Source organism: Tsuneonella flava (genome assembly GCF_002870965.1).
GTDB lineage: Bacteria > Pseudomonadota > Alphaproteobacteria > Sphingomonadales > Sphingomonadaceae > Tsuneonella > Tsuneonella flava.
Window position 1 is genome coordinate 294,946 of sequence record NZ_PHSO01000005.1, and the last position, 19,541, is coordinate 314,486.

The following is a 19,541-nucleotide window of genomic DNA, read 5'->3' on the forward strand; positions in this document are numbered from 1 at the left end:
GAGGGAATTGCACCGCTTGCGGCACCGCTGCGCTTGCTTGCTGCCCGCTACGCCAAGCCTTCACATAGAGAATGCCCCGGCTTGCGTTGGCAAGCCGGGGCGCAGTTTTTCGTCCTGGAGGGGACTGATGATTAAAAGCGCAGGCGTACACCTGCGGAAACACGACGGCCGGTCTGGCGATACTCTTTCGTTCTGTCAGGCGACACCGAGTAGAGGAACTCTTTCGCGTTGTTCAGGTTGATGACGTCGGCATACACAGTGAAGTTGTCAGTCAGGTCGTACGAGACACTGGCATCCAACTGGCCATAGGCATCGAAATATTCCGGTTCGCCATTACGACCCGATGCGACTTGCAGGAAGTTGTCACGATATGTGTACGCGAGGCGTGCCTGCAGACCGTTCTTTTCGTAATAGCCGACCAGACTGTACGAGTATTCTGAAAGCCCTTCGAGGCCGAAGTCCACGTTCGCTACCGCGTTCGTATATTCAGCATCGGAGTCGGTATAGTTGAAGCTTGTCTGGACGCCGAAACCGTCGAAGGGGGCTGGCAGCCAGTTGGCAAACGATTGACGGTAGCCGATTTCGAAACCCTTGACCGTCGCACCTTCGCCGTTGTCGGGCACGGTGACCTGGAAGGTTACCTGATCGACAACTTGTGGTGTGGTGACGAGCGTGACGAAGGAATCGATTTTCTTGTAGAATACAGCCCCTGACAGCAGCGAGTTGTTTGCGAAATACCACTCCGCACCCAGTTCGACCTGCTTGGCCCGGAAAGGCTGCAGATCGGGGTTGCCGCGACGGATCGTCTCGTTGCCCGGATTGGTCTGAATCGACTGGCGCGGTGACAGGTCCGACAAAGTCGGGCGTGTCATGACTTTCGATGCGGCCATACGCAGGATGAAGTCGGACGTTACGCCAAGCTTGACGTTGAGCGAAGGCAGCCAGTCTTCATACTCGCCACGAAAGCTCACCGGTATGACGTCGGACAAGACAATGATGTTCTGGCCCTGACCGTTCGGCATGGCGCTCAACACAGTGCGCGATGCGCCGGACGAGGTGTACTTGGTGTTTTCGTAACGCAGGCCCGCATTGACGGTCAGATCCATGCCGCCAAGCTGGGTTCCCCAGTCTGCCATCAGGTAGCCGCCCCATACATCTTCGTCGACTTCGGAAGACGCCGAAGGGGAGAATACGGCGGGATCGAACGTGCGCCCATCTTCCTGAGCATACTGGTTGATCTGGAGGATCAGAGCACGCGGATCGTAATAGAGCCAGTCATGAATAATATCACCGTCATAACCCGAGAAGAAGTCCCGGTCGGTGGGCGAGAAGAACGATTCGGGGAGTGTCCGATCCGATCCGCAATAGGCGCACTGCTGGCCGAAGGGCATTTCAGCTCCAGTGATGGTCTTGGTGCGGTTGTTCTTGAACATGCCGCCAGAGAAGGTCAGCGGGCCTCGGCCCGGATTCCATTCGGCGTCGACTCTGTATTCCAGAATCTCGTCGTCAATGTCGGCGCCGCCACCCCAGATGTAATAGTGCGCGGTTATGCCTTGCGGATTGGTCGCTGCGTTACTGTAATTGGGGCTTGAGAAGCCATAGTCGTAGATTGGACTGCCCGAACGACGATCGTAGTAAAGATCGACGTTTTTGCGACGGATCGTGGTGAAGTCGTTGTTTTCTTTACCGCGGCGCTCGGCCTTGGAATATGATCCGTCGAACCGCATCTGGAACGTGTCGGTCGGTTTCCAGTCGACGTTTACGCCAAACTGATCGGTGGTCACGCTGCGATCGTCGCGCTGGATGATCTGGTCGACGAAGCCACCTTCAATGCGCTGATAGAGTGTTTCGCCGCCCACCTGCACTCCGTTGGCGGTGGTCCCGTTGCCAAGATCGAAATTGTCGACGATGCTACCGCCATCGACCACGTGCTCGACCAGCGTTCCGCCTGAAAAGTCGTAGGCAAGGCCGGTCTGCTGTTCGATGAACCTGGCCTTCGAATGCAGCCCATCGATGGTGACTGTAAAGGTATCGTCCGGGCGCATCTGCACCGAGCCGTTCACGGCCCATCGTTTCAGATCGCGTTCGAAGAAAAACGGCGACAGGTTCGACGGCATATCTACGCCGCTGAATTCCGTCACGCCGGCGCCGGTGCGGCCGAACCAGTAATCCTTTGCTCGCCCGGGAATGTTGTTATTCGCGTCCGCGGCCACCTGAGGCTGTACACTACCGCGCTTCACATGCCCCGCGCCGATCGTGAACTCGTCGTCGCGCGTCTTCTGTTCGGAATAAACCCCTGAAAGGGCGACACCAAAGCTACCTGCATCATTCTTCCAGCTGGCGACGCCCGAAAATTCAGGGTTGAGGGAGTCGCGCATTTCCGACCACATTGCATTCGCGCTGGCGGCAACCATCGAGTTTTCGCGCTGATCCAGCGGATGGAGGGTCTTGACGTCCACAGTAGCGCCAATGGACGAGCCGTTAAGATTGGCCTGCGGCGACTTGTAGACGTCGGCACCCGAGATGATTTCGGAAGGCAGCACGTCGAACGAGAATTCGCGGCCATTGTTGTCGGTCGCCAGTGTGCGGCCATTGACCGTGACGGCGTTGAACTTAGGACCAAAGCCACGAACGGTCACAAAACGGCCCTCGCCGCGGTTCCGCTCGATGGTGACGCCGGCGATACGCTGAAGCGATTCGGCGACGTTCTGGTCGGGCAACTTGCCCAGATCTTCAGCAACGATCGAATCGACCACAGCAACCGAGTTACGCTTGATGTCGATGGAGGCTTGCTGTGAAGCCCGGATGCCGGTCACGATAATCGCGTTGTCCGACACGGCTTCATTCTGATCTTGTGGCAACTGGCTCTCTGCTGCTGCGTCCTGCGCTGCCGCCGGGCTTGCCACGAGCATTGCTGCTGTGCTTGCGGCGCTCAACAAGGTCGAGCGATAGATAATGGTCTTGAACGCCATGATACTCCCTCTCCGAAAATTTGTTTTGGTTTCGATCCTACTGCGTTGAAATGACGCAGGTGTCAAATGACATCATACATATGATGTATAATTTTTCAACGGACTGATCGTATTGGCATCACGCAAAGCGCCGATGCGAACACGAAAATCACCGCAGCCCAGAAGATTGCGCTGTAATCATTCGCGAACAAATTCAATAATATGGCTGCCATAATGGGGCTGAGAATCTGCGGAATGTTCACAGCTGTTGTCAGGATGCCCAAATCTTTGCCTTCGTCGCCCAAAGCGCTTTCGGGCAAAACTTGAGTCATCAACGCCATGTCGATGGACATGAACATTCCGTATCCAACCCCGATGATCGCGGCATATGTCCACATTCCGCCCATATCGGGCGAGATGAGAGGCGAGACCATCGCGCAACCCATGATCAGGCTGCCAAGAATGACGAATGGCTTGCGCCGCTGGAACTTGTCCGACAGCCAGCCAGAGACAAGCGACGACGTGACGAGGCAGACAAGCGTCACCATGGCGAGATTCGCGATAGCGATATTCGATGCCTCATCCGCAAGGCCGATGTAATCGCGAAGGATGTACAGGAGATAGGCGGCCACGGCCTGATATCCCATGTAAATCAGGAAGCGGCTTGCAAAGGCCCACGCAAAATCGGGATGCTTCTTGGGCGAAATCCAGAAGCCCCTGAAGAATTCGCCCCACACAATGGGGCGGCGAGGCATGGCGTCGCTGGCAGGCTCGCGATTGATGGCCACAAACGCAAGGCACGATACCAGAATGGCGCCTGCAAACAGCCCATAGGCTAGCACTCGTTCGCCGGCGAGATAACCGGCAACAACTGTTCCTGCTGTCAATCCGCCAGTCATGCCCGCCCCGACCAGACCGGAAACGGAACCACGGGATTCAGGCGCAAAGCGGTCCGCTATCAGTGTCGTCATTGCCGGTTGCATTGAGTTGTAAGCGATGGCCGCCATCACCCAGAGCACCATCAGCGACCAGAAACTCGTCATCCACGATACGCCGAACAGCGCCAGAGACCCGAACAACGATCCGATGGCGATCCATGGCGAACGTTTGCCCCACCGGCTGCGCGTGCGATCTGACAGCGCGCCGGCAATTGGCGTAGCGAGCGTCGAGAAGATCGATGTCACTGCAAACAGCAGCGCCAGATTGTTGGCCTTGGATCCTTCATCCAGTTCAGCGATCTGATTGGGTAACAACACCCCCAGAACGCCGCTGTAGAGCGCCATCAGCAGGAAGAAGTTCACCATCAAAGAAAGCTGCAGCCTCATGCGCTGCGGGCCCAGCAGGTAGGCGTCAGCCGGGGCCTTTGCGGTTCCCATTTGTCTCTCCCGTTTTATTCTATTTTGCGTGGAGCTTACTTCTGAATATGGCCTGTTGGTGCCAGTTGGAGCCCTGCCTGTCGCGGCCTGCAGTGAGGCCCCTCGGTCGCGGCCCATCCGTCGCCGGCCTTAGGCTCCAACTCGGCCTCATTCACTTCGATACCAAGACCCGGACTATCGCCCAGCCTGATTCCACCGGCTTCGATAGATTGGTCGACGGACAGGCCTGCGGGCCATTTCCAATCCTGCACTTCGATGCCCATCAGATTGGGGATGGCCGCCGCTACGTGTGCCGCGGGATTTGCGTCGTAGCCTACCGGAGAAATCGGCAAATTGCGCGAATGGGCAGCAAGCGCCACGCGCAGAAAGTGGGTGATACCCCAAACACTGCCTGTTTGAACGACATCAAGCGCGCGCGCCTCGAACAGAGGGGCATACTGGTCGAGCCCGGTTAGATTCTCGCCTGAGGCAACTGCAGCGCGGCAAGCCCTTGAAACGCTGGCTAGCCCGGCCGCATCCCAGCGCCGCACAGGCTCCTCGATCCAGGTAAGATCGAGTTGCCCTTCGATTTCGTGAAGATGGCGGATCGCCTGCTTGGCGTTCCAGGCTTCGTTTACGTCCAGCATAAGACCCGGGCGTGAACTGTTTTTCGACATAATGTCACGGACGGTTTTAAGACGTTCGACGTCACGCGCCAGATCTGCGCCGCCCTTGATCTTGGCGGAAGAAAACCCGCGATCGCTCCAGCTTTGGTAGTGTGCCTCGAACTCACTGTCGGAAAGGCCGTGGCACAAACCAGATGCATAACCGGGGATAAATCGGTCCAACGCCCCCAAGGTTCGCCAGAGCGGTTCGTCGGCCATTTTCGCCTTGAGGTCCCATAACGCCATGTCGACTGCGGCAATGGCACCGAAAGTTGCGCCAGCGTGACCGCTTTTGAAGACCTGCGACAGCATCGCATCATAGATCGCAGTTACTGCCCGCGGATCTTTGCCCTCCACGGCGCGGAAAACGCGCGCGATATCGGCATGCTGACCAAGGCCAACGCCTGTCAGTCCACCATCCGTTTCGAGCAGCAGAACGGGAACTTCCGTAATGCCGTCCTGAATGATTCCGTTTACATCGCCAACCGGACGCCCCCAATCGTGAGTGGTGACCAGTGAACGATATCCGGTAACTTTCATGCCTTTCGCACCCCGTAACAAGCCTGACCGACCCCTCTGCTTCGAAACATAGTATGTATTATCTTTTCTAACAAGCAAGCCCTTGACGTGATTTTGCTTGAAGGACAAGCGGAAAGGAATCGTTCCACTTCCCATCGGGGCAAGAATATGACCAAGGAAACTGTCGGAAATCCTCCGCGAGCAAGACGTCGGCCACGGCTGTCCACCGCGGTGGTTGAGGATCTGGTGAACCTGATCGTCGCCGGAACCTATCCGGTCGGCACAGCCTTGCCGCCAGAGAATATGCTTTGCGAGATGTACGAGGTAAGCCGGACGGTTGTGCGTGAAGCGACAACCGCCCTGATTGAGAAGGGCTTAGTCGTGACGCAGCAAGGGCGCGGCACGATCGTTCGTGAAAATCAGGCATGGAACATGCTCGATCCGGTTATCCTGTCCGCTCTGTTCAAGGGTGAGGAGGGCCTGCGATATCTGGACAATCTCTCTCAGGTCCGCGTGCTGCTTGAATCGGAAATGGCGGCCAACGCCGCCCGCGAGGGGACCGATGAACAACGTGAGGAGCTCGCCGGTCAGATCGAAAAGCTGGAGGAACTCGTCACTATTCCCTCGGCCTATGTTCATGAAGACTTGCGCTTTCACGACATCATTATGCGTATGTCGGGTGACCGGCTGAGCAAGGCCATCATCGATGGTATCCAGTCCGAAGCGCTCCGCACTCATGCCTATTCGGGCAAGCTCAGTGTCGAACATGTCAAACTGACTCAGGCGGCCCATCGCAAAGTGTTCGATGCGATCATGGTGCGGGATCCCCAAGCGGCAAGGGACGCTATGCGGGAGCATATCTCCGGTTCGTGGACGAAGCGGCGGACCGATTCGGTTCGTAAAGCTCAGGGCTGATCGCGCAGGTCATAAATGCGTTCCATCTCCACCCAGGTCTGATCAGGGGAAGATGGCAACGGTCTTTGAAATGCGGCCATCATCCGGTCCCACTCGGCAACTTCGGGATTCGCAGCATCACGCTGCTTTTTGACATGGGGGTCAGGTGCGAGTTCGCTATCCTGCTCCATAATCATGAACATACGGTCTGCGATCTGCCATATTTGTAGCGAGATTACTCCATCGGCACGGATCGCGTTACTAACTGCGGCGGGCGGGCCTCCTGGTTCATGCCAGCGGCGATAGGCCGCGATCATTTCGGCATCGTTGTGCAGATCGACTGCGAAGCAGCGTCGCTCAATAGCCATCACACTCTCCTGTTTCCTTCGTCCCTGATTGCGCCAATCGAATTCGTTTGACGAGAGCGATTGACGTGCATGAGCATACTGCCCTAAACATAATACATCTTATGTATGAAGGGCGGGAGAGGATTGTGCCACAGCTTTTCGGCAAGACCATCAGTCGGCGCGAACTGGCCAGTCGGTCCGGTTCGTTTTCGCAGTTCGCGGGCGTGCGCCTTTCGACATTGGGCGATGGAGTCGAGCGAGGCAATCGCCAGCTTGAATTCCGCACCGGCAGTGGTCTTCGGTTCACAGTGCTGGTTGATCGCGCGATGGATATCGCCGAGTGTGATCACAATGGTCGCGCGGTCGGCTGGCACTCACCATCGGGTTTCCGCAATCCCGCGCTTCATGATTACGAAGGCGAAGGGGGGCTTGGCTGGTTCCGGTCGATGTCGGGCCTGCTGATCACGTGCGGGCTCGACCACGTGTTGTTTATGCATGACGATCCCGCCGACCATTACCATTATGGTCCGCGCGAGAAGGTTTCATCCTCTCTGCATGGCCGCGTCGGGACGATACCCGCGCGACTGACGGGCTATGGCGAGGAATGGCATGGCGACGAATGCGTCCTTTGGGCTGAAGGGGTGGTGCAGCAGTCCACCGTTTTCGGAGAAGACCTTCACCTGATCCGTCGGATCGAGGCTGATGTCGGCGGCAATGAGATCAGGCTGCATGATCGTGTGATCAACCATGGTTTTTACCGCACGCCACACATGTATTGCTATCATATCAACGTGAGCCACCCGGTCGTGGCCGAAGGCTCGCGCTATATCGCACCGGTGCGCGATGTCATCTGGGCCGCGCATCAAGCCGACTACCAGCGTCAGAATACCGGCTACCGCCACATACCGGCGCCCATCCCCAATTTCCACGAACAGGTCTGGCAGCACGACATGGCTCCCGACGCCGGTGGGCGGGTCAACGTCGCCATTGTGAACGAGGCGATGGGCTTCGGCTTCGAGGTGGAAACCCTGAAAAGCCAGTTTCCCGCGATGTATGAATGGCAGAACCTCCATGCGGGCCATTATGCGATGGGGATAGAGCCTGCGACTAACCACGTGCTGGGGAAAGACTTCGCGCGCGAACGGGACGAGCTGATCTGGCTCGAGCATGGGGAGGAACGCTGTTACGACAGCGTGTTCCGCATTCTGCCCGATGATAGCGCCGTTCACGATGCGGTTCGCCGGATCGAAGCAGTGTGCCGCCAACCGGACGAAGACTATCCAAAGCCGTCGGGCCACTATCCGCCGATATCTGTCGGAACGGAGGTCGGGGCATGAAAGGGCGAACGGCTCTCTATACCGGCGCGGCAGGCGGCCTCGGTTTCGAAACCACCCTACTGATGATCGAACGTGGGGCGACTGTCGTCGCCGTGGATCGCAATCGCACCAAGCTGGCGGAACTGGAGCAGGCAGCGCGGGATCGCGGGCCAGGGCGGTTGCTGACATCCGATGCCGATATGGGCGACCTCGTCGCATATCGCGCCGTGCTGGAGGGGCTTCTCGCAGAGGTCGGCGGGTTTGATATCGTGATTAACAACGCAGGGATATACCCTGCCAAGCGGTTCGAGGAATTCACTCTGGAGGAGTATCAGGCTGTCCAGCGTGTCAATGTCGATGCTGGCGTGCTGGCTGTGCAGGTGTGCCTTCCCGGCATGAAAGAGCGCGGTTTCGGCAGGATTATCAATATCTCCAGCATCACGGTGTCGGGCGGTTGGGAGAACCTGTCGCCTTATGTGGCGTCCAAGATGGCGCTGATCGGGCTGACACGTGCATGGGCGCGCGAGTTCGGGCCTGCGGGCGTGACGGTCAATGCCATCGCGCCGGGTGCCTTTCCCACCGATGCCGAGAAAATTCATCCCGATCCCGAAGGTTATGAACGCATGGTACTCGATGCCCAGGCGATCAAGCGCCGGGGGCACGCGGGCGACATTGCCAATGCCATCGCATTCTTCACCAGCGACGAGTCCGGCTTCATCACCGGTCAGACGCTGCACGTGAATGGTGGATGGACCATGAATTGATAGTTTGGAAAGCAAACAGATGAAAATTCTCGAAGGAATACGCGTTCTCGATTGCTCCATCGCAATGGCGGGCCCGTTCGCGGCGCAGCGCATGGGTGACATGGGGGCGGATGTTATCAAGGTGGAGCCGACCAGCGGCGAATGGCAGCGCCACGCATCGGCAGGCGGGGCCACGGGCAACAAAATCAATGTCTCGTTCCTATCGCTGAACCGGAACAAGCGTTCGCTGGCGGTCGATCTGAAGGCCCCCGAAGGCAAGGCAATTCTGATCGATATGGTCCGCGAGGCCGACGTATTTCTGCAGAACTACCGCCCCGGTGTGGCGGAGCGGTTGGGAGTGGATTACGAGACGCTTTCCGCGATCAATCCGCGACTGATCTACATTTCGATGTCGGGTTATGGTGAAGACGGGCCATACAGAGATCTGCCGGGGCAGGATCTGTTGCTGCAGGGCATGTCGGGCGCAATGATGTCGACCGGATCGGCGGGAGCGCCTCCTTCTCCTGCCGGGCAATATCTTGTCGACGCAATAGCCGCCTATTCCGCATTCGAGGGCGCGCTGGCCGCTCTGTTCCACCGTGAAAGGACGGGGGAAGGACAATTGGTGCAGGTCAACATGCTCGATGCGATTGCGACGATCCAGATGCAGGAGCTGTCGGTGTTCTCTGTGGGCGGCAAACCGCAGGCGCGATCGGCTGAGCCGCATGCCCATTCGTATATCCGTGCACCATATGGCGTTTTCGCGACGTCTGACGGTTATATCACTGTGGCAATGGCATCGCTGGCCAAGCTGGAACAGTTGTTTGAAGACGAATTCTTTGCCGGGCTGAGCGACGAAACCGATGGCTGGATCAGGCGCGACGAGATTTTCGCAAGGGTGAAAGGGCATCTGCTGAAAAAAAGCAGCGCGGAATGGCTGGCCGAGATGCGCGCGCGCGATATCTGGGCAGGGCCTGTCTATGGTTACGAGGATCTGATCAACGATCCCCAGATTAGGCACAACGGAACCTTCATCGAATACGACCACCCGACAGAGGGGCATCTGAAGGTGCCCGGCTTCCCGATCCGGTTCTCGCGCACGCCATGTGCGGTGAAACGTGGCGCGCCGCTGGTTGGTGAACACAGCCGGGAGGTGATGAGGGAAGCGGGCATGAGCGACGACGCGATCGATGCGCTGATCGAATCCGGTGTGGTGCGGCAGCACGCATGACATCCTCTGTCGATGCGGTCGCGCCTCCTTATCGCGGGCTGACCTGGGACCATCCGCGTGGCTACAATGCTCTGGCGCAGGCGGCGCGCGACGCTGAGGGTTTATCGCTGCAATGGGACCGCCACCCATTAGAGGGGTTCGAATCCCATCCGATTGTCGATTTGTGCGAGAGATACGATCTTGTTGTGCTCGACCATCCGCATGTGGGCGAGGCGGTCGCATCCGATTGCCTTGTTCCGGTCGATACACTTTTCGACGAGAGCGAGCTTGCTGCGTGGCGGAACGCGATCGCAGGGCCTTCGCTAGCCAGCTATCGCTATGCGGGGCGGTACTGGGCTCTGCCGCTGGATGCGGCAACACAAGTCATGGCCTGGCGCAACGGAAGCGTCGACGATGTCCCGGTGACCTGGGCGCAGCTGATTTCTCTGACTGAAACGCGCAAGGTCGCGCTGTCGCTGGCGGGGCCGCATGCCTTGCTGACCTTCCAGTCGATCTGCGCGGCGTTCGGGTTCGACGCGCCTGCCCCGCGCGACAATTTTGTCGACCGCGCTATCGGCAGGGAGGCGTTCGCTGTCATGGCGCCACTAACCGGCAACGCCACACGCGCTGCGGCGGGAATGAACCCGATCGCTATGTTGGAAGCGATGTCTTCGGGCGATGGGCCGGACTTGTGCCCGCTCATTTATGGTTACGTGAATTATGCCACGCGTGGGGTGACATTCGGCAATGCACCTTGCGGTCCGGGCGGGCGTATCGGATCGATTCTGGGTGGGACCGGGATTGGAATATCGCGCCGTTGCCAGGTGACTCCCGCGTTGCTGGATCATATTCGCTGGCTGATGTCCGACAGCGGGCAACGCGGGTTTCTGCCGGCCCATGACGGTCAGCCCGCTTTCCGTTCGGCATGGCGCGATCAGGGCGTGAATGCAGCGACCGGCAACTTCTTCGCTGCAACTTTGCCGACACTGGAACAGGCATCTCTGCGCCCACGCCACAATGGCGCGATCGCATTTCAGACCGCTGCGTCCCGCGTTTTGCGAGAGGCATTGTTGGCGGGTGACGATGTCGAACCGACGCTGGACGCGATCGAGCGGCTGTATCAACAGAACCATCCGGCAGGAGCCGAAACATGACCGATACCCTGATTTTCGACGTGCGCGACCATGTGGCTACGATCACTTTCAACCGGCCTGAAAAGCTGAATGCCCTGACGCCGGAGATGGCGACGGCGCTGATCGATGCCGTGTCGGAATGCAATGACAGCGACGCTGTTCGTTGTGTCGTCGTTACTGGCGCTGGTGAAAAGGCATTTTCTGTTGGCTCGGATATCTCCACGCTCGATAGCTATGCGACGCCGTGGGATTTCCGCAATCGCGATGATTACTGCGATGCCCTGCGCGCCTGTCGCAAGCCGGTGGTCGCTGCGATCAATGGTTACGCGCTAGGCGGGGGGCTGGAAACGGCCATGGCCGCCGATATCCGTATCGCATCGGACAATGCCCGCTTCGCAGCGCCAGAGATCAAGCTGGGCTGGATCGGCGGCGGCGGCATGGCGGCCGGGCTGTCTTATTGCGCGGGATCGTCCAATGCGGCGATGATGGTTCTGACCGGCGATATGATCGATGCGGAGCATGCCAGAAACTGGGGTATCGTAAGCGAGGTGCACGCGCCATCGGCGCTGATGGCGCGCGCGATGGAAGTTGCCGCGACCATAGCAAGTCGCGCACCGATTGCAGCTGAGACTGCCAAGCTGAACTTGCGGGCCGCGCATACTATGCCATGGGACAAGGCAATTGAGTACGAGCGCGATCTGCAGGCGATCTGCTTCGCCACTCAGGATGCGGCGGAAGGTCGCGCGGCCTTTGCCGAACGGCGAGACGCGCAGTTTCGTCGACGATAGGAGAATTCATGGACAAGCCCCGGATCCTGTTGTCCCGGCGCTGGCCCGAATCGGTCGAACAGCGGCTGGCGCAAAGCTATGATGTGACATTGAACGAAGATGACGTGCCGCTCGGGCCCGATGCGCTGGCCGCGGCCATGCGGGAATACGATGCCGTGTGCCCGACCGTGACCGATCAACTGGGGGCCTCCGCAATCGAAGGCGCCGATGTGCGTGCCCGGATTATCGGCAACTTCGGTGCCGGTATCGAACATGTCGATCTGGATGCGGCGCGGCGCGCTGGCATTATAGTCACCAACACGCCCGACGTGCTGACCGATGCCACCGCCGATATCGCGATGACTCTGCTGCTCATGGCGACACGTCGCGCGGGCGAAGGAGAGCGTGAGTTGCGCGCCGGAGAATGGACCGGCTGGCGGCCAACCCATCTGTTGGGCTCTTCGCTGTCGGGCAAAGTTCTGGGGCTGGTCGGTTTCGGCCGGATCGCACGGGCAGTGGCCGACCGCGCGAGGGCATTCGGCATGACCATCGCCTACCATAGCCGCACTCCGAAGCCGGACATGCCCGAAGACAGCTATCACGCGTCGCTGGCCGACCTTCTGGCCATTTCGGATGTTGTGTCCCTGCACGCACCAGGCGGTGCGGAAACCCGCCACATGATCGATGCGGCAATGCTGAAATGCATGAAGCCGAACGCGGTTCTGCTGAATACCGGCAGAGGCACTTTGGTTGACGAAGCGGCGTTGGCCGATGCATTGCGCGACGGCACGATTGCGGCGGCCGGCCTCGACGTTTTCGAAAGCGAGCCCAAGGTGCATCCGGTTCTGGTGAATTTGCCCAATGTGGTGCTTCTGCCCCATCTGGGTTCGGCCACGCTGGAAACACGCGAGGCGATGGGTATGAAAGTTGCCGACAATCTCGACCACTTTTTTGCCGGGCAGGAACCGCTTGACCGCGTTGTCTGATATTGTCGCTCCGGCGATAGAGGGTTGGCTGTCGGACGGTGATCGACCAATCGTCGTGGGCATCTGCGGCGCTCAGGGCAGCGGAAAGTCGACTCTCGCAGGCCAATTGGCGGAACGCCTTGCGCGTGATGGACTGAAGGTCGCCACGCTTTCGCTAGACGATCTCTATCTTGGTACGGAGGCGCGGCGAAAGCTTGCCCGCGATATCCACCCGCTTTTCGTGACACGGGGAGTTCCCGGAACCCACGACGTGGCGCTTGGCATGGCGGTGATCGATGCCATTCGGGCCGGCGAATCGGTTGCGTTGCCGCGGTTCGACAAGGCGAGCGACGAACCGGTTCCCCGGAATTTATGGCCCTTTGTCGATGGCCGAGTCAACGTGCTGCTGTTCGAAGGCTGGTGTGTCGGCGCGACAGAAGTCGCGCGAGACGACTTGGTTATCCCGGTCAATGTACTGGAGGCGGAGGAAGATCCCACAGGGCACTGGCGAACGGCAGTGAACGACTTCCTCGCAGGGCAATATCAGGCTTTGTTCCGCCGAATCGATCGCCTGATCCTTCTGGCAGCACCGGGCTTTGAAGTTGTGCATCAGTGGCGGGTCGAGCAGGAGCGCACGTTGGCCCGGCGCGTGGTGGAAGAAGGGCGCGATGCGGCGCTGATTATGAGCGATGCGGAAATCGCCCGCTTCATCAGTCATTACGAGCGGATTACCCGTTCGATCCTTAAAACCATGCCATCGCGCGCCGATCTTGTCGTCCATCTGGACAAGGATCGCTGTATCATCGGCTGATCCGACAGCAGCCTTGTCTTCCGGTAAAACATAATACATCATACGATGAAAATTGACTGGGAGAAGATCTGTTGCCTGAAGGATTCGCCGAATTCAGCCGTCGTGCCGCGCTTTATGGGTTGGGGGCCGCATTCGCCGCCAGCTCTGTGCCGATCCGGGCCGCTGGCAGCCTGTCCGGTTTTCACGATATTCGCGAATATGGCGCGGTCGGCGATGGGAAGACAATCGATTCCGGCGCTATCAATCGCGCGATAGAAGCGGCCAGCGCCAAGGGCGGCGGCACTATCGTTGTGCCGCCGGGCGAGTATCTGTGCTTTTCCATCCGTTTGAAGAGCCACATCACGCTGGTGCTTATGCCGGGATCGGTGATCGTTGCCGCCGATCCCGACAAACACGCAGGGCAATACGATCTGCCCGAAGGCGTGTTCGAGGAACAACTGGTCGATTACGGCCTCGCTCACTTTCACAACAGCCTGATCTATGGCGACGGAGTGACCGATATCGCTATCGTCGGGCAGGGCATGATCTTTGGTCGCGGGCTGGATCGCGAAGGACCACCGCCGCGCTGGCATGGGATCAAAGGCTGGAAGTCTCCGTCGGAGCTGGGGATGACAGCCGACGAAGCGCGCCGCGCTATCCCGCTGGAAATGAAGTACGAAGGGCGTGGCAACAAGGCAATCGGGCTGACCCGCTGCCGTAATGTCGTGCTCGAAGACTTCAGTATCCTGCAGGGCGGGCATTTTGCCTGTTACGTGCTTGGCTGCACCAATGTGCGGATCGAAGGGCTGACCGTCGATACCGATCGAGATGGCATCGATCTCGATTGCTGCCGCGATGCGAAAGTGGTGAACTGCACCGTCAACGCTCCGAAAGACGACGCTATCGTGCTGAAAAGCAGTTATGCGCTGCAAGAGGCGCGGTTCTGCGAAGATATTCAGATCATCGGCTGCAAAACCAGCGGCTATCTGCTCGGCACCGTGCTGGATGGCACCTATCAGAAATCGCCCTACATGGCGCCGGACAATGTCGGTGTGCTGGGACGCATCAAACTGGGTACGGATTCGGTTGCCGGTTTCCGCAACATTCTGATCGCCGACTGCATGTGCGAGAATTCGCGCGGTATCCAAATGGGCGCGATCGATGGCGGAGTGCTGGAAGACGTGACTGTGCGCGATGTCAGCTTGCGAAATCCTGTGAACCATCCGCTGTTCCTCCGTCTCTCGGCGCGCAATCGCGCACCACGGGGGGCGGGCGTCGCGCGGGTCCGGCGGGTGCGCTTTTCCGATATTCAGGTATCGGGCGCGCGGATGGAATATCCCTGCGGCGTGGTCGGGATTGAAGATGGCATCATCGAAGATGTGAGCCTGAGCGGTGTGCATATTACAGCCGCCGGTGGTGGCAGCGCGGCCGATGCTGCGCGCGCGGTTCCCGAACGCCGTACTTCGAGTCTGGAGCCCAGCTTTATGGGTATTTTGCCAGCTCACGGCCTTTACGCTCGACACGTGCGCAATCTTGGCGTCACCGATATGCGGGTCGAAGTGGAAAGCGCCGATGCGCGCCCGACAATCGCGCTGGAGAATGTGCAGGGCGCTGTGATCGACGACCTTGTTTCGACCAAAGACGCAAAGCGCGCCGTCCGTATTGCCAAGGATTGCCGGAATGTCGCCGTCCGTGACGTATCCGTGCTGGAGAGCGCGACATGAAGCACCTGATTGCCGATTTCGTTGGCCGGATTGCTCTGGCCATTCTCGCAACCATTGCGCTTGCTCAGCCGGTGAGTGCTGCGGAAGGAGTGCCCCTTCACGACGGGTGGCAATTCATCAAAGGCGATCCTGCGGGCGCATCCGCCCAGACTTATGATGACGACGGCTGGAGCAGCGTTACTGTCCCGCATACCTACAATGCCGTGGATTCCGGGATTGGCGGGGCAAAGGCACGTGGAGAGCCCGAAGGAAAATACTATCGTGGACCAGCCTGGTATCGTCTGACATTCGATCACGTGTCCGAAGCTGGCAAGCGCCAGATCCTTCATTTTGGAGGGGCGACGTTAAAGGCCGATGTATGGCTGAACGGGCGCAAGGTCGGCACGCATCGCGGAGGATATGCTGCATTCCGCTTTGACGTCACCGAATACCTGAAGGCAGGGCGGAACATTCTTGCCGTGCGTGTCGACAATTCCAAGAGTTCCGAGATTTCGCCTCTCAACGGTGATTTCAATGTGTTCGGAGGCCTCTATCGCGAGGTTCGCCTGATTGAGGTGCCTGAATTGCATCTCGACAGGATGAACCATGCCGGTCCGGCGATCCGGGGCTGGACCGAATCAATCGGCAAAGGCTCCGCTAGGATCGGTTCGGCCGTGGAACTGGTAAATTCGCGCTCCCGCCCGGCGCAGTTCGAGATCGAAACGCAGATCCTCGATGCCGCTGGCGCGGCAGTGGCCTCTCAGCGCGAGCGTGTGCAGCTTGCTGCAGGTGAGAAGCGCGCGATGTCCGCTTCTTTCACCGTGGAGAACCCGAGGCTGTGGCGGGCCAGGGCAGACCCTTATCTCTACCGGATACGTAGCCGGATCATCGAAGGGGATGCGGTTATCGACAGCCAGGCTGTGCCGCTTGGCATCAGGACGGTTGCTGTCAAAACAGATGGCACCTTTCTGCTCAACGGTGAGCGGTATCCTCTTTATGGCGTGAATATGCAGATGCCGACGCGTTTCGGCCGGGGGCCCATCGTGACCGATGGCGAGATCGACGAGGATATGCGCCTTATCGATGAAATGGGCGCAACCGGTATCCGTCTGGCGCATATGCAGCATCCCCCGCGCGTGTATGATCGGGCGGACGAACTGGGAATGCTGATCCTGACCGAAGTGCCGCTGATCGACGATCACGACCAGTCCGATGCCTTTCGTGAAAACCTCGTCCAGCAAATGAAAGAACTGATCGCGCAGCACACCAACAATCCGTCTGTGGCGCTGTGGGGTATCGGTAACGAAATCCGCGTGTCGGATGCCGCGTCGAACCGGCTTCTGGCAGATCTGAACAAGACCGCGCATACGCTGGACCCATATCGCCCCACTACATACGCCCATTGTTGTCTGGACGATGACGATCCTATCGCGCAGCACAGCGATACGGTGTCGTATAATCGGTACTTTGGCTGGTACTGGACCAAGTCGGAAGACATCGGCCCCTGGGCTGACGAACTCCATGCCAAAATGCCGAACCGGCCGATCGGTGTGAGCGAGTACGGTGCGGGCGGATCGATCCGCCATCAGGAAGATCCGGTTGTGAAGCGCCCGGAATCGAATGGTTACTGGCACCCCGAACAATATCAGACCGATTTCCACATCAAGCACTGGCTGGAGATGAAGAAGCGTCCGTTCCTGTGGTCTACCTTCGTCTGGGTCGCGATCGATTTTCCATCGTTCAAGCGGAACGAAGGGGATCGGCCCGCCATCAACGACAAGGGGCTGATTACAGAGGACCGCACGCCCAAAGATGCCTATTACTGGTATCAGGCCAACTGGGCCGAAAAACCGATGCTGCACATCGCCAGCAGTCGTGACACGCAGAAGCGTACCCGGCAGGTCAAAGCGATGGCTTTTTCCAACCTGCCAGCGATCGAAGTGCGCCTGAACGGTGGCGAATGGACTTCCGTGAATGTGGAAGATCGCATGGCCAAATGGACCGTCGATCTGGCAGATGGCGCCAATCTGGTGGAGGCACGCGCGCGCACCCCGGATGGCAGGCTGCTGACCGACAAGGTCGGCTGGCGGTACGATCTGCGGCCCTGAATTGCCCCTCGCAGACGAGGCCCAAATAAAAAGGGGCGCGCCCGATAAGGACGCGCCCCTTTTTTATGCAGACCGATTAGTTTCGAGGGCCGGCTTCCTCGATCACCTTCAGAGCTTCAGCGGGCCAGTCCGAGTCCGGCACGAGATGGTTGCCCCGCGCATCATTGCCTACGCCCGGCAACCAGCGCCCGCCGGTTTTCAGCGAATTGTGCCAGTTGCCCAGCGCACGATTGTCGGTGGAGATACCCTGATCGTACATCTTCCCGGCGGTATTGATGTTCAGCCACACGCCGTCGGTGTCGACCACATTCTCCGTTACCGTGAAGTGCTTGCTGCCTTCATCGAGATAGATCGCGATCTTGCCGTCGATGTCGAAAATGTGATTGCGGCGTATAATCGCGTTCGGATTGGCCGACAGATTGTAGATCGCACCGCCATCCATATACCATTGCTTCACGCCATGGATGCGATTGCCTTCGACCACGGTATTACGCAGTGTGGTGGGAGTCTGAAACCGCGGATTGTGGACGTAACCCTTCTGATTCTTATCGTAATTGGGGTTGCCGCCTGCGTCGTTGTAACCCCAGCCCCAACCGGTCGCGATCGCATCGTAAGGCGCTCCGCTGATGTCGTTGTGTGCGATTGTCGCTCCGTCGAAATACGTGGAGAGGATCGCGGCATTGTCTTTGTAATCCTGGCTGACCAGATGGATCACATTGTCTTCGATCCGCAGATCGCGATTGATCAGCGCGGGGTCAGATGGGTGATGGGCGTCGGTTCGCACCCCTCCGGCCATAATCGCGCCGCCTGCCAGAACGGCAAAGCGATTGCGCGCAACGCGAATATTCGACGTTGCCAGCCCGACGCCCGTTTCGTGGGCCAGCGGCTCGTTGCCGATGCCCAGCGCTACCTGTCCAAGCTGGCTGAAAGTATTGCCTTCGAACGTGATGTCGCGTGCGGCCGATACCTGAACCGCGCCGGGGATCTGATGCCATTTCAGGCGCATCGATTCGAATTCGACACAGCCCCAGCCGCAGTTCTTCCAGGCATCATCGGGATGAAGAGGCGATATATCGCTCAGGTAGGCACCGCTTTGCTGGTTGGCGTAGCCGGTATCGCGTGACGGGCCGAGCCACGATGTGTGCGAGAAACGCAACCCGCGGAAGGACAGTTTCTCGATCGGGGCATCGGGTGTGCCGCTTATCGACACGAGAACTTCCAGCGTGGGAACGACGACATCGAGATCGGCGATGTTTTCGTCCTGACCGGTGCGTAAATAGAGCTTGCCTTCGTCGGGATGGATTACCCATTGGTGCCAGCGCGAGTGCCATTGTCCCACTTTGCCGATGAATTCCAACGCTCCCCGAAGGAAGAAACGCGACTCTTCGGGGAACAGGGGCTGGCTGGCTGTGTCATAGCCCCAGGTGTTGTTGTCCCATGCTGGCTGCGACATAGTGAAGCGCGCGCCATCGATCGATTCCACTGGGGAATAACGGTCGGTAAAGATGCCGGTCGCCTCTGCCTCTACCCGAGCAGGGTGGGCGATGTCGGCAAGCCAGGCATATTTCGGATTGGTCACTTCGAAGCCGGTTGCGCTGAATTTCAGGTCTTCCAGCGCGATCTCCACAAACGGGCTTTCCCCCCGTGTGCCGTTGATCCAGATTTGCCGCGTATCCAGCCCTTTGGGTGTATCTGCGACATAAATGTGGCGCTCCTTGTCATATGGGCGAAATCCGGTGACGGTTATGCCGGACGTGATCGTCGGATGCGCGCCATCTGCCGCGCGCCATTCGACGGAGTGCCCTTTCTGTCCGCCATCCGCCTGGCGGAAGATCAGCGGCTTCGTCAGCCGGTAAGTGCCATCCGCGAGGATCACAGTCACATCGCTGGAAGCATTTTTAGCGCGAACCAGTTCCTGAGCCTTCTCAAGCGACTTTACAGGCTTCGCCTCCGTCCCCGGGTTGCGGTCATTACCTGTGGGCGAAAGATGGATCGTTGCTTGGGCCATTGCAGAGGTGGCACACAACAGCCCCGCCGCGAATGGGATGGTTCGAACGGCCTTGCCGATCATGGGG

Annotated in this window: 15 protein-coding genes; 10 read left to right on the forward strand and 5 right to left on the reverse strand. The window is 58.9% G+C overall.

What is annotated here, in order from left to right; genetic code table 11:
* Nucleotides 1-131: 131 nt before the first annotated feature.
* The 3 genes from CV013_RS08535 to CV013_RS08545 all read right to left on the reverse strand — a co-directional run bounded on the left by CV013_RS08535 (nt 132) and on the right by CV013_RS08545 (nt 5,511).
* Nucleotides 132-2,972 carry a TonB-dependent receptor gene (locus CV013_RS08535; RefSeq protein WP_190276458.1) on the reverse strand — a complete coding sequence of 947 codons (2,841 nt, stop codon included), beginning with the start codon at nt 2,970-2,972 and terminating at the stop codon, nt 132-134.
* A gap of 95 nt (nt 2,973-3,067) precedes the next feature.
* Nucleotides 3,068-4,327 (reverse strand): MFS transporter, encoded by a 1,260-nt coding sequence (locus CV013_RS08540; RefSeq protein ID WP_102154843.1) that lies wholly within the window; start codon nt 4,325-4,327, stop codon nt 3,068-3,070.
* Between the two features lie 35 nt (nt 4,328-4,362).
* The gene (locus CV013_RS08545) at nt 4,363-5,511 is read right to left on the reverse strand and encodes a mandelate racemase/muconate lactonizing enzyme family protein (RefSeq protein WP_102154844.1); all 1,149 of its coding nucleotides are present in this window, start codon (nt 5,509-5,511) and stop codon (nt 4,363-4,365) included.
* Between the two features lie 147 nt (nt 5,512-5,658).
* Here CV013_RS08545 and CV013_RS08550 point away from each other — a divergent pair, with 147 nt between their 5' ends.
* Nucleotides 5,659-6,405: a FadR/GntR family transcriptional regulator gene (locus CV013_RS08550; protein ID WP_102154845.1), complete on the forward strand. Its 747-nt coding sequence runs from the start codon at nt 5,659-5,661 to the stop codon at nt 6,403-6,405.
* Here the strand turns inward: CV013_RS08550 and CV013_RS08555 are convergent.
* On the reverse strand, nt 6,396-6,752 hold the full coding sequence (locus CV013_RS08555) for an L-rhamnose mutarotase (RefSeq protein ID WP_102154846.1): 357 nt from the start codon (nt 6,750-6,752) through the stop codon (nt 6,396-6,398). The genes CV013_RS08550 and CV013_RS08555 overlap by 10 nt on opposite strands.
* Nucleotides 6,753-6,877: 125 nt before the next feature.
* Between CV013_RS08555 and CV013_RS08560 the strand changes: the two genes are divergently transcribed.
* The 9 genes from CV013_RS08560 (at nt 6,878) to CV013_RS08600 (ending at nt 17,466) form a co-directional block, all read left to right on the forward strand.
* Nucleotides 6,878-8,068 carry an aldose 1-epimerase family protein gene (locus CV013_RS08560; protein WP_102155162.1) on the forward strand — a complete coding sequence of 397 codons (1,191 nt, stop codon included), beginning with the start codon at nt 6,878-6,880 and terminating at the stop codon, nt 8,066-8,068.
* Nucleotides 8,065-8,811, forward strand: coding sequence for an SDR family NAD(P)-dependent oxidoreductase (locus tag CV013_RS08565; RefSeq protein WP_102154847.1), 747 nt, complete (start codon nt 8,065-8,067; stop codon nt 8,809-8,811). The genes CV013_RS08560 and CV013_RS08565 overlap by 4 nt, the downstream gene beginning before the upstream one ends.
* A gap of 19 nt (nt 8,812-8,830) precedes the next feature.
* Entirely contained in the window at nt 8,831-10,021 is a 1,191-nt protein-coding gene (locus CV013_RS08570; protein WP_102154848.1) for a CaiB/BaiF CoA transferase family protein, read from the forward strand.
* Nucleotides 10,018-11,154 (forward strand): type 2 periplasmic-binding domain-containing protein, encoded by a 1,137-nt coding sequence (locus tag CV013_RS08575; RefSeq protein ID WP_102154849.1) that lies wholly within the window; start codon nt 10,018-10,020, stop codon nt 11,152-11,154. Before CV013_RS08570 ends, CV013_RS08575 begins: the two co-directional genes overlap by 4 nt.
* Nucleotides 11,151-11,921, forward strand: coding sequence for an enoyl-CoA hydratase/isomerase family protein (locus CV013_RS08580; protein WP_102154850.1), 771 nt, complete (start codon nt 11,151-11,153; stop codon nt 11,919-11,921). The genes CV013_RS08575 and CV013_RS08580 overlap by 4 nt, the downstream gene beginning before the upstream one ends.
* Before the next feature lie 8 nt (nt 11,922-11,929).
* Entirely contained in the window at nt 11,930-12,886 is a 957-nt protein-coding gene (locus CV013_RS08585; protein WP_102154851.1) for a 2-hydroxyacid dehydrogenase, read from the forward strand.
* Complete coding sequence (locus CV013_RS08590; RefSeq protein ID WP_102154852.1) at nt 12,870-13,676, forward strand: kinase; 807 nt, start codon at nt 12,870-12,872, stop codon at nt 13,674-13,676. Before CV013_RS08585 ends, CV013_RS08590 begins: the two co-directional genes overlap by 17 nt.
* 71 nt (nt 13,677-13,747) lie before the next feature.
* Nucleotides 13,748-15,379, forward strand: coding sequence for a rhamnogalacturonidase (locus CV013_RS08595; protein WP_102154853.1), 1,632 nt, complete (start codon nt 13,748-13,750; stop codon nt 15,377-15,379).
* Entirely contained in the window at nt 15,376-17,466 is a 2,091-nt protein-coding gene (locus tag CV013_RS08600; RefSeq protein WP_102154854.1) for a glycoside hydrolase family 2 protein, read from the forward strand. Before CV013_RS08595 ends, CV013_RS08600 begins: the two co-directional genes overlap by 4 nt.
* Before the next feature lie 76 nt (nt 17,467-17,542).
* Here CV013_RS08600 and CV013_RS08605 read toward each other — a convergent pair whose 3' ends face one another.
* Nucleotides 17,543-19,537, reverse strand: a complete 1,995-nt coding sequence (locus CV013_RS08605) for a right-handed parallel beta-helix repeat-containing protein (protein WP_102154855.1) — start codon at nt 19,535-19,537, stop codon at nt 17,543-17,545.
* Nucleotides 19,538-19,541 lie beyond the last annotated feature (4 nt).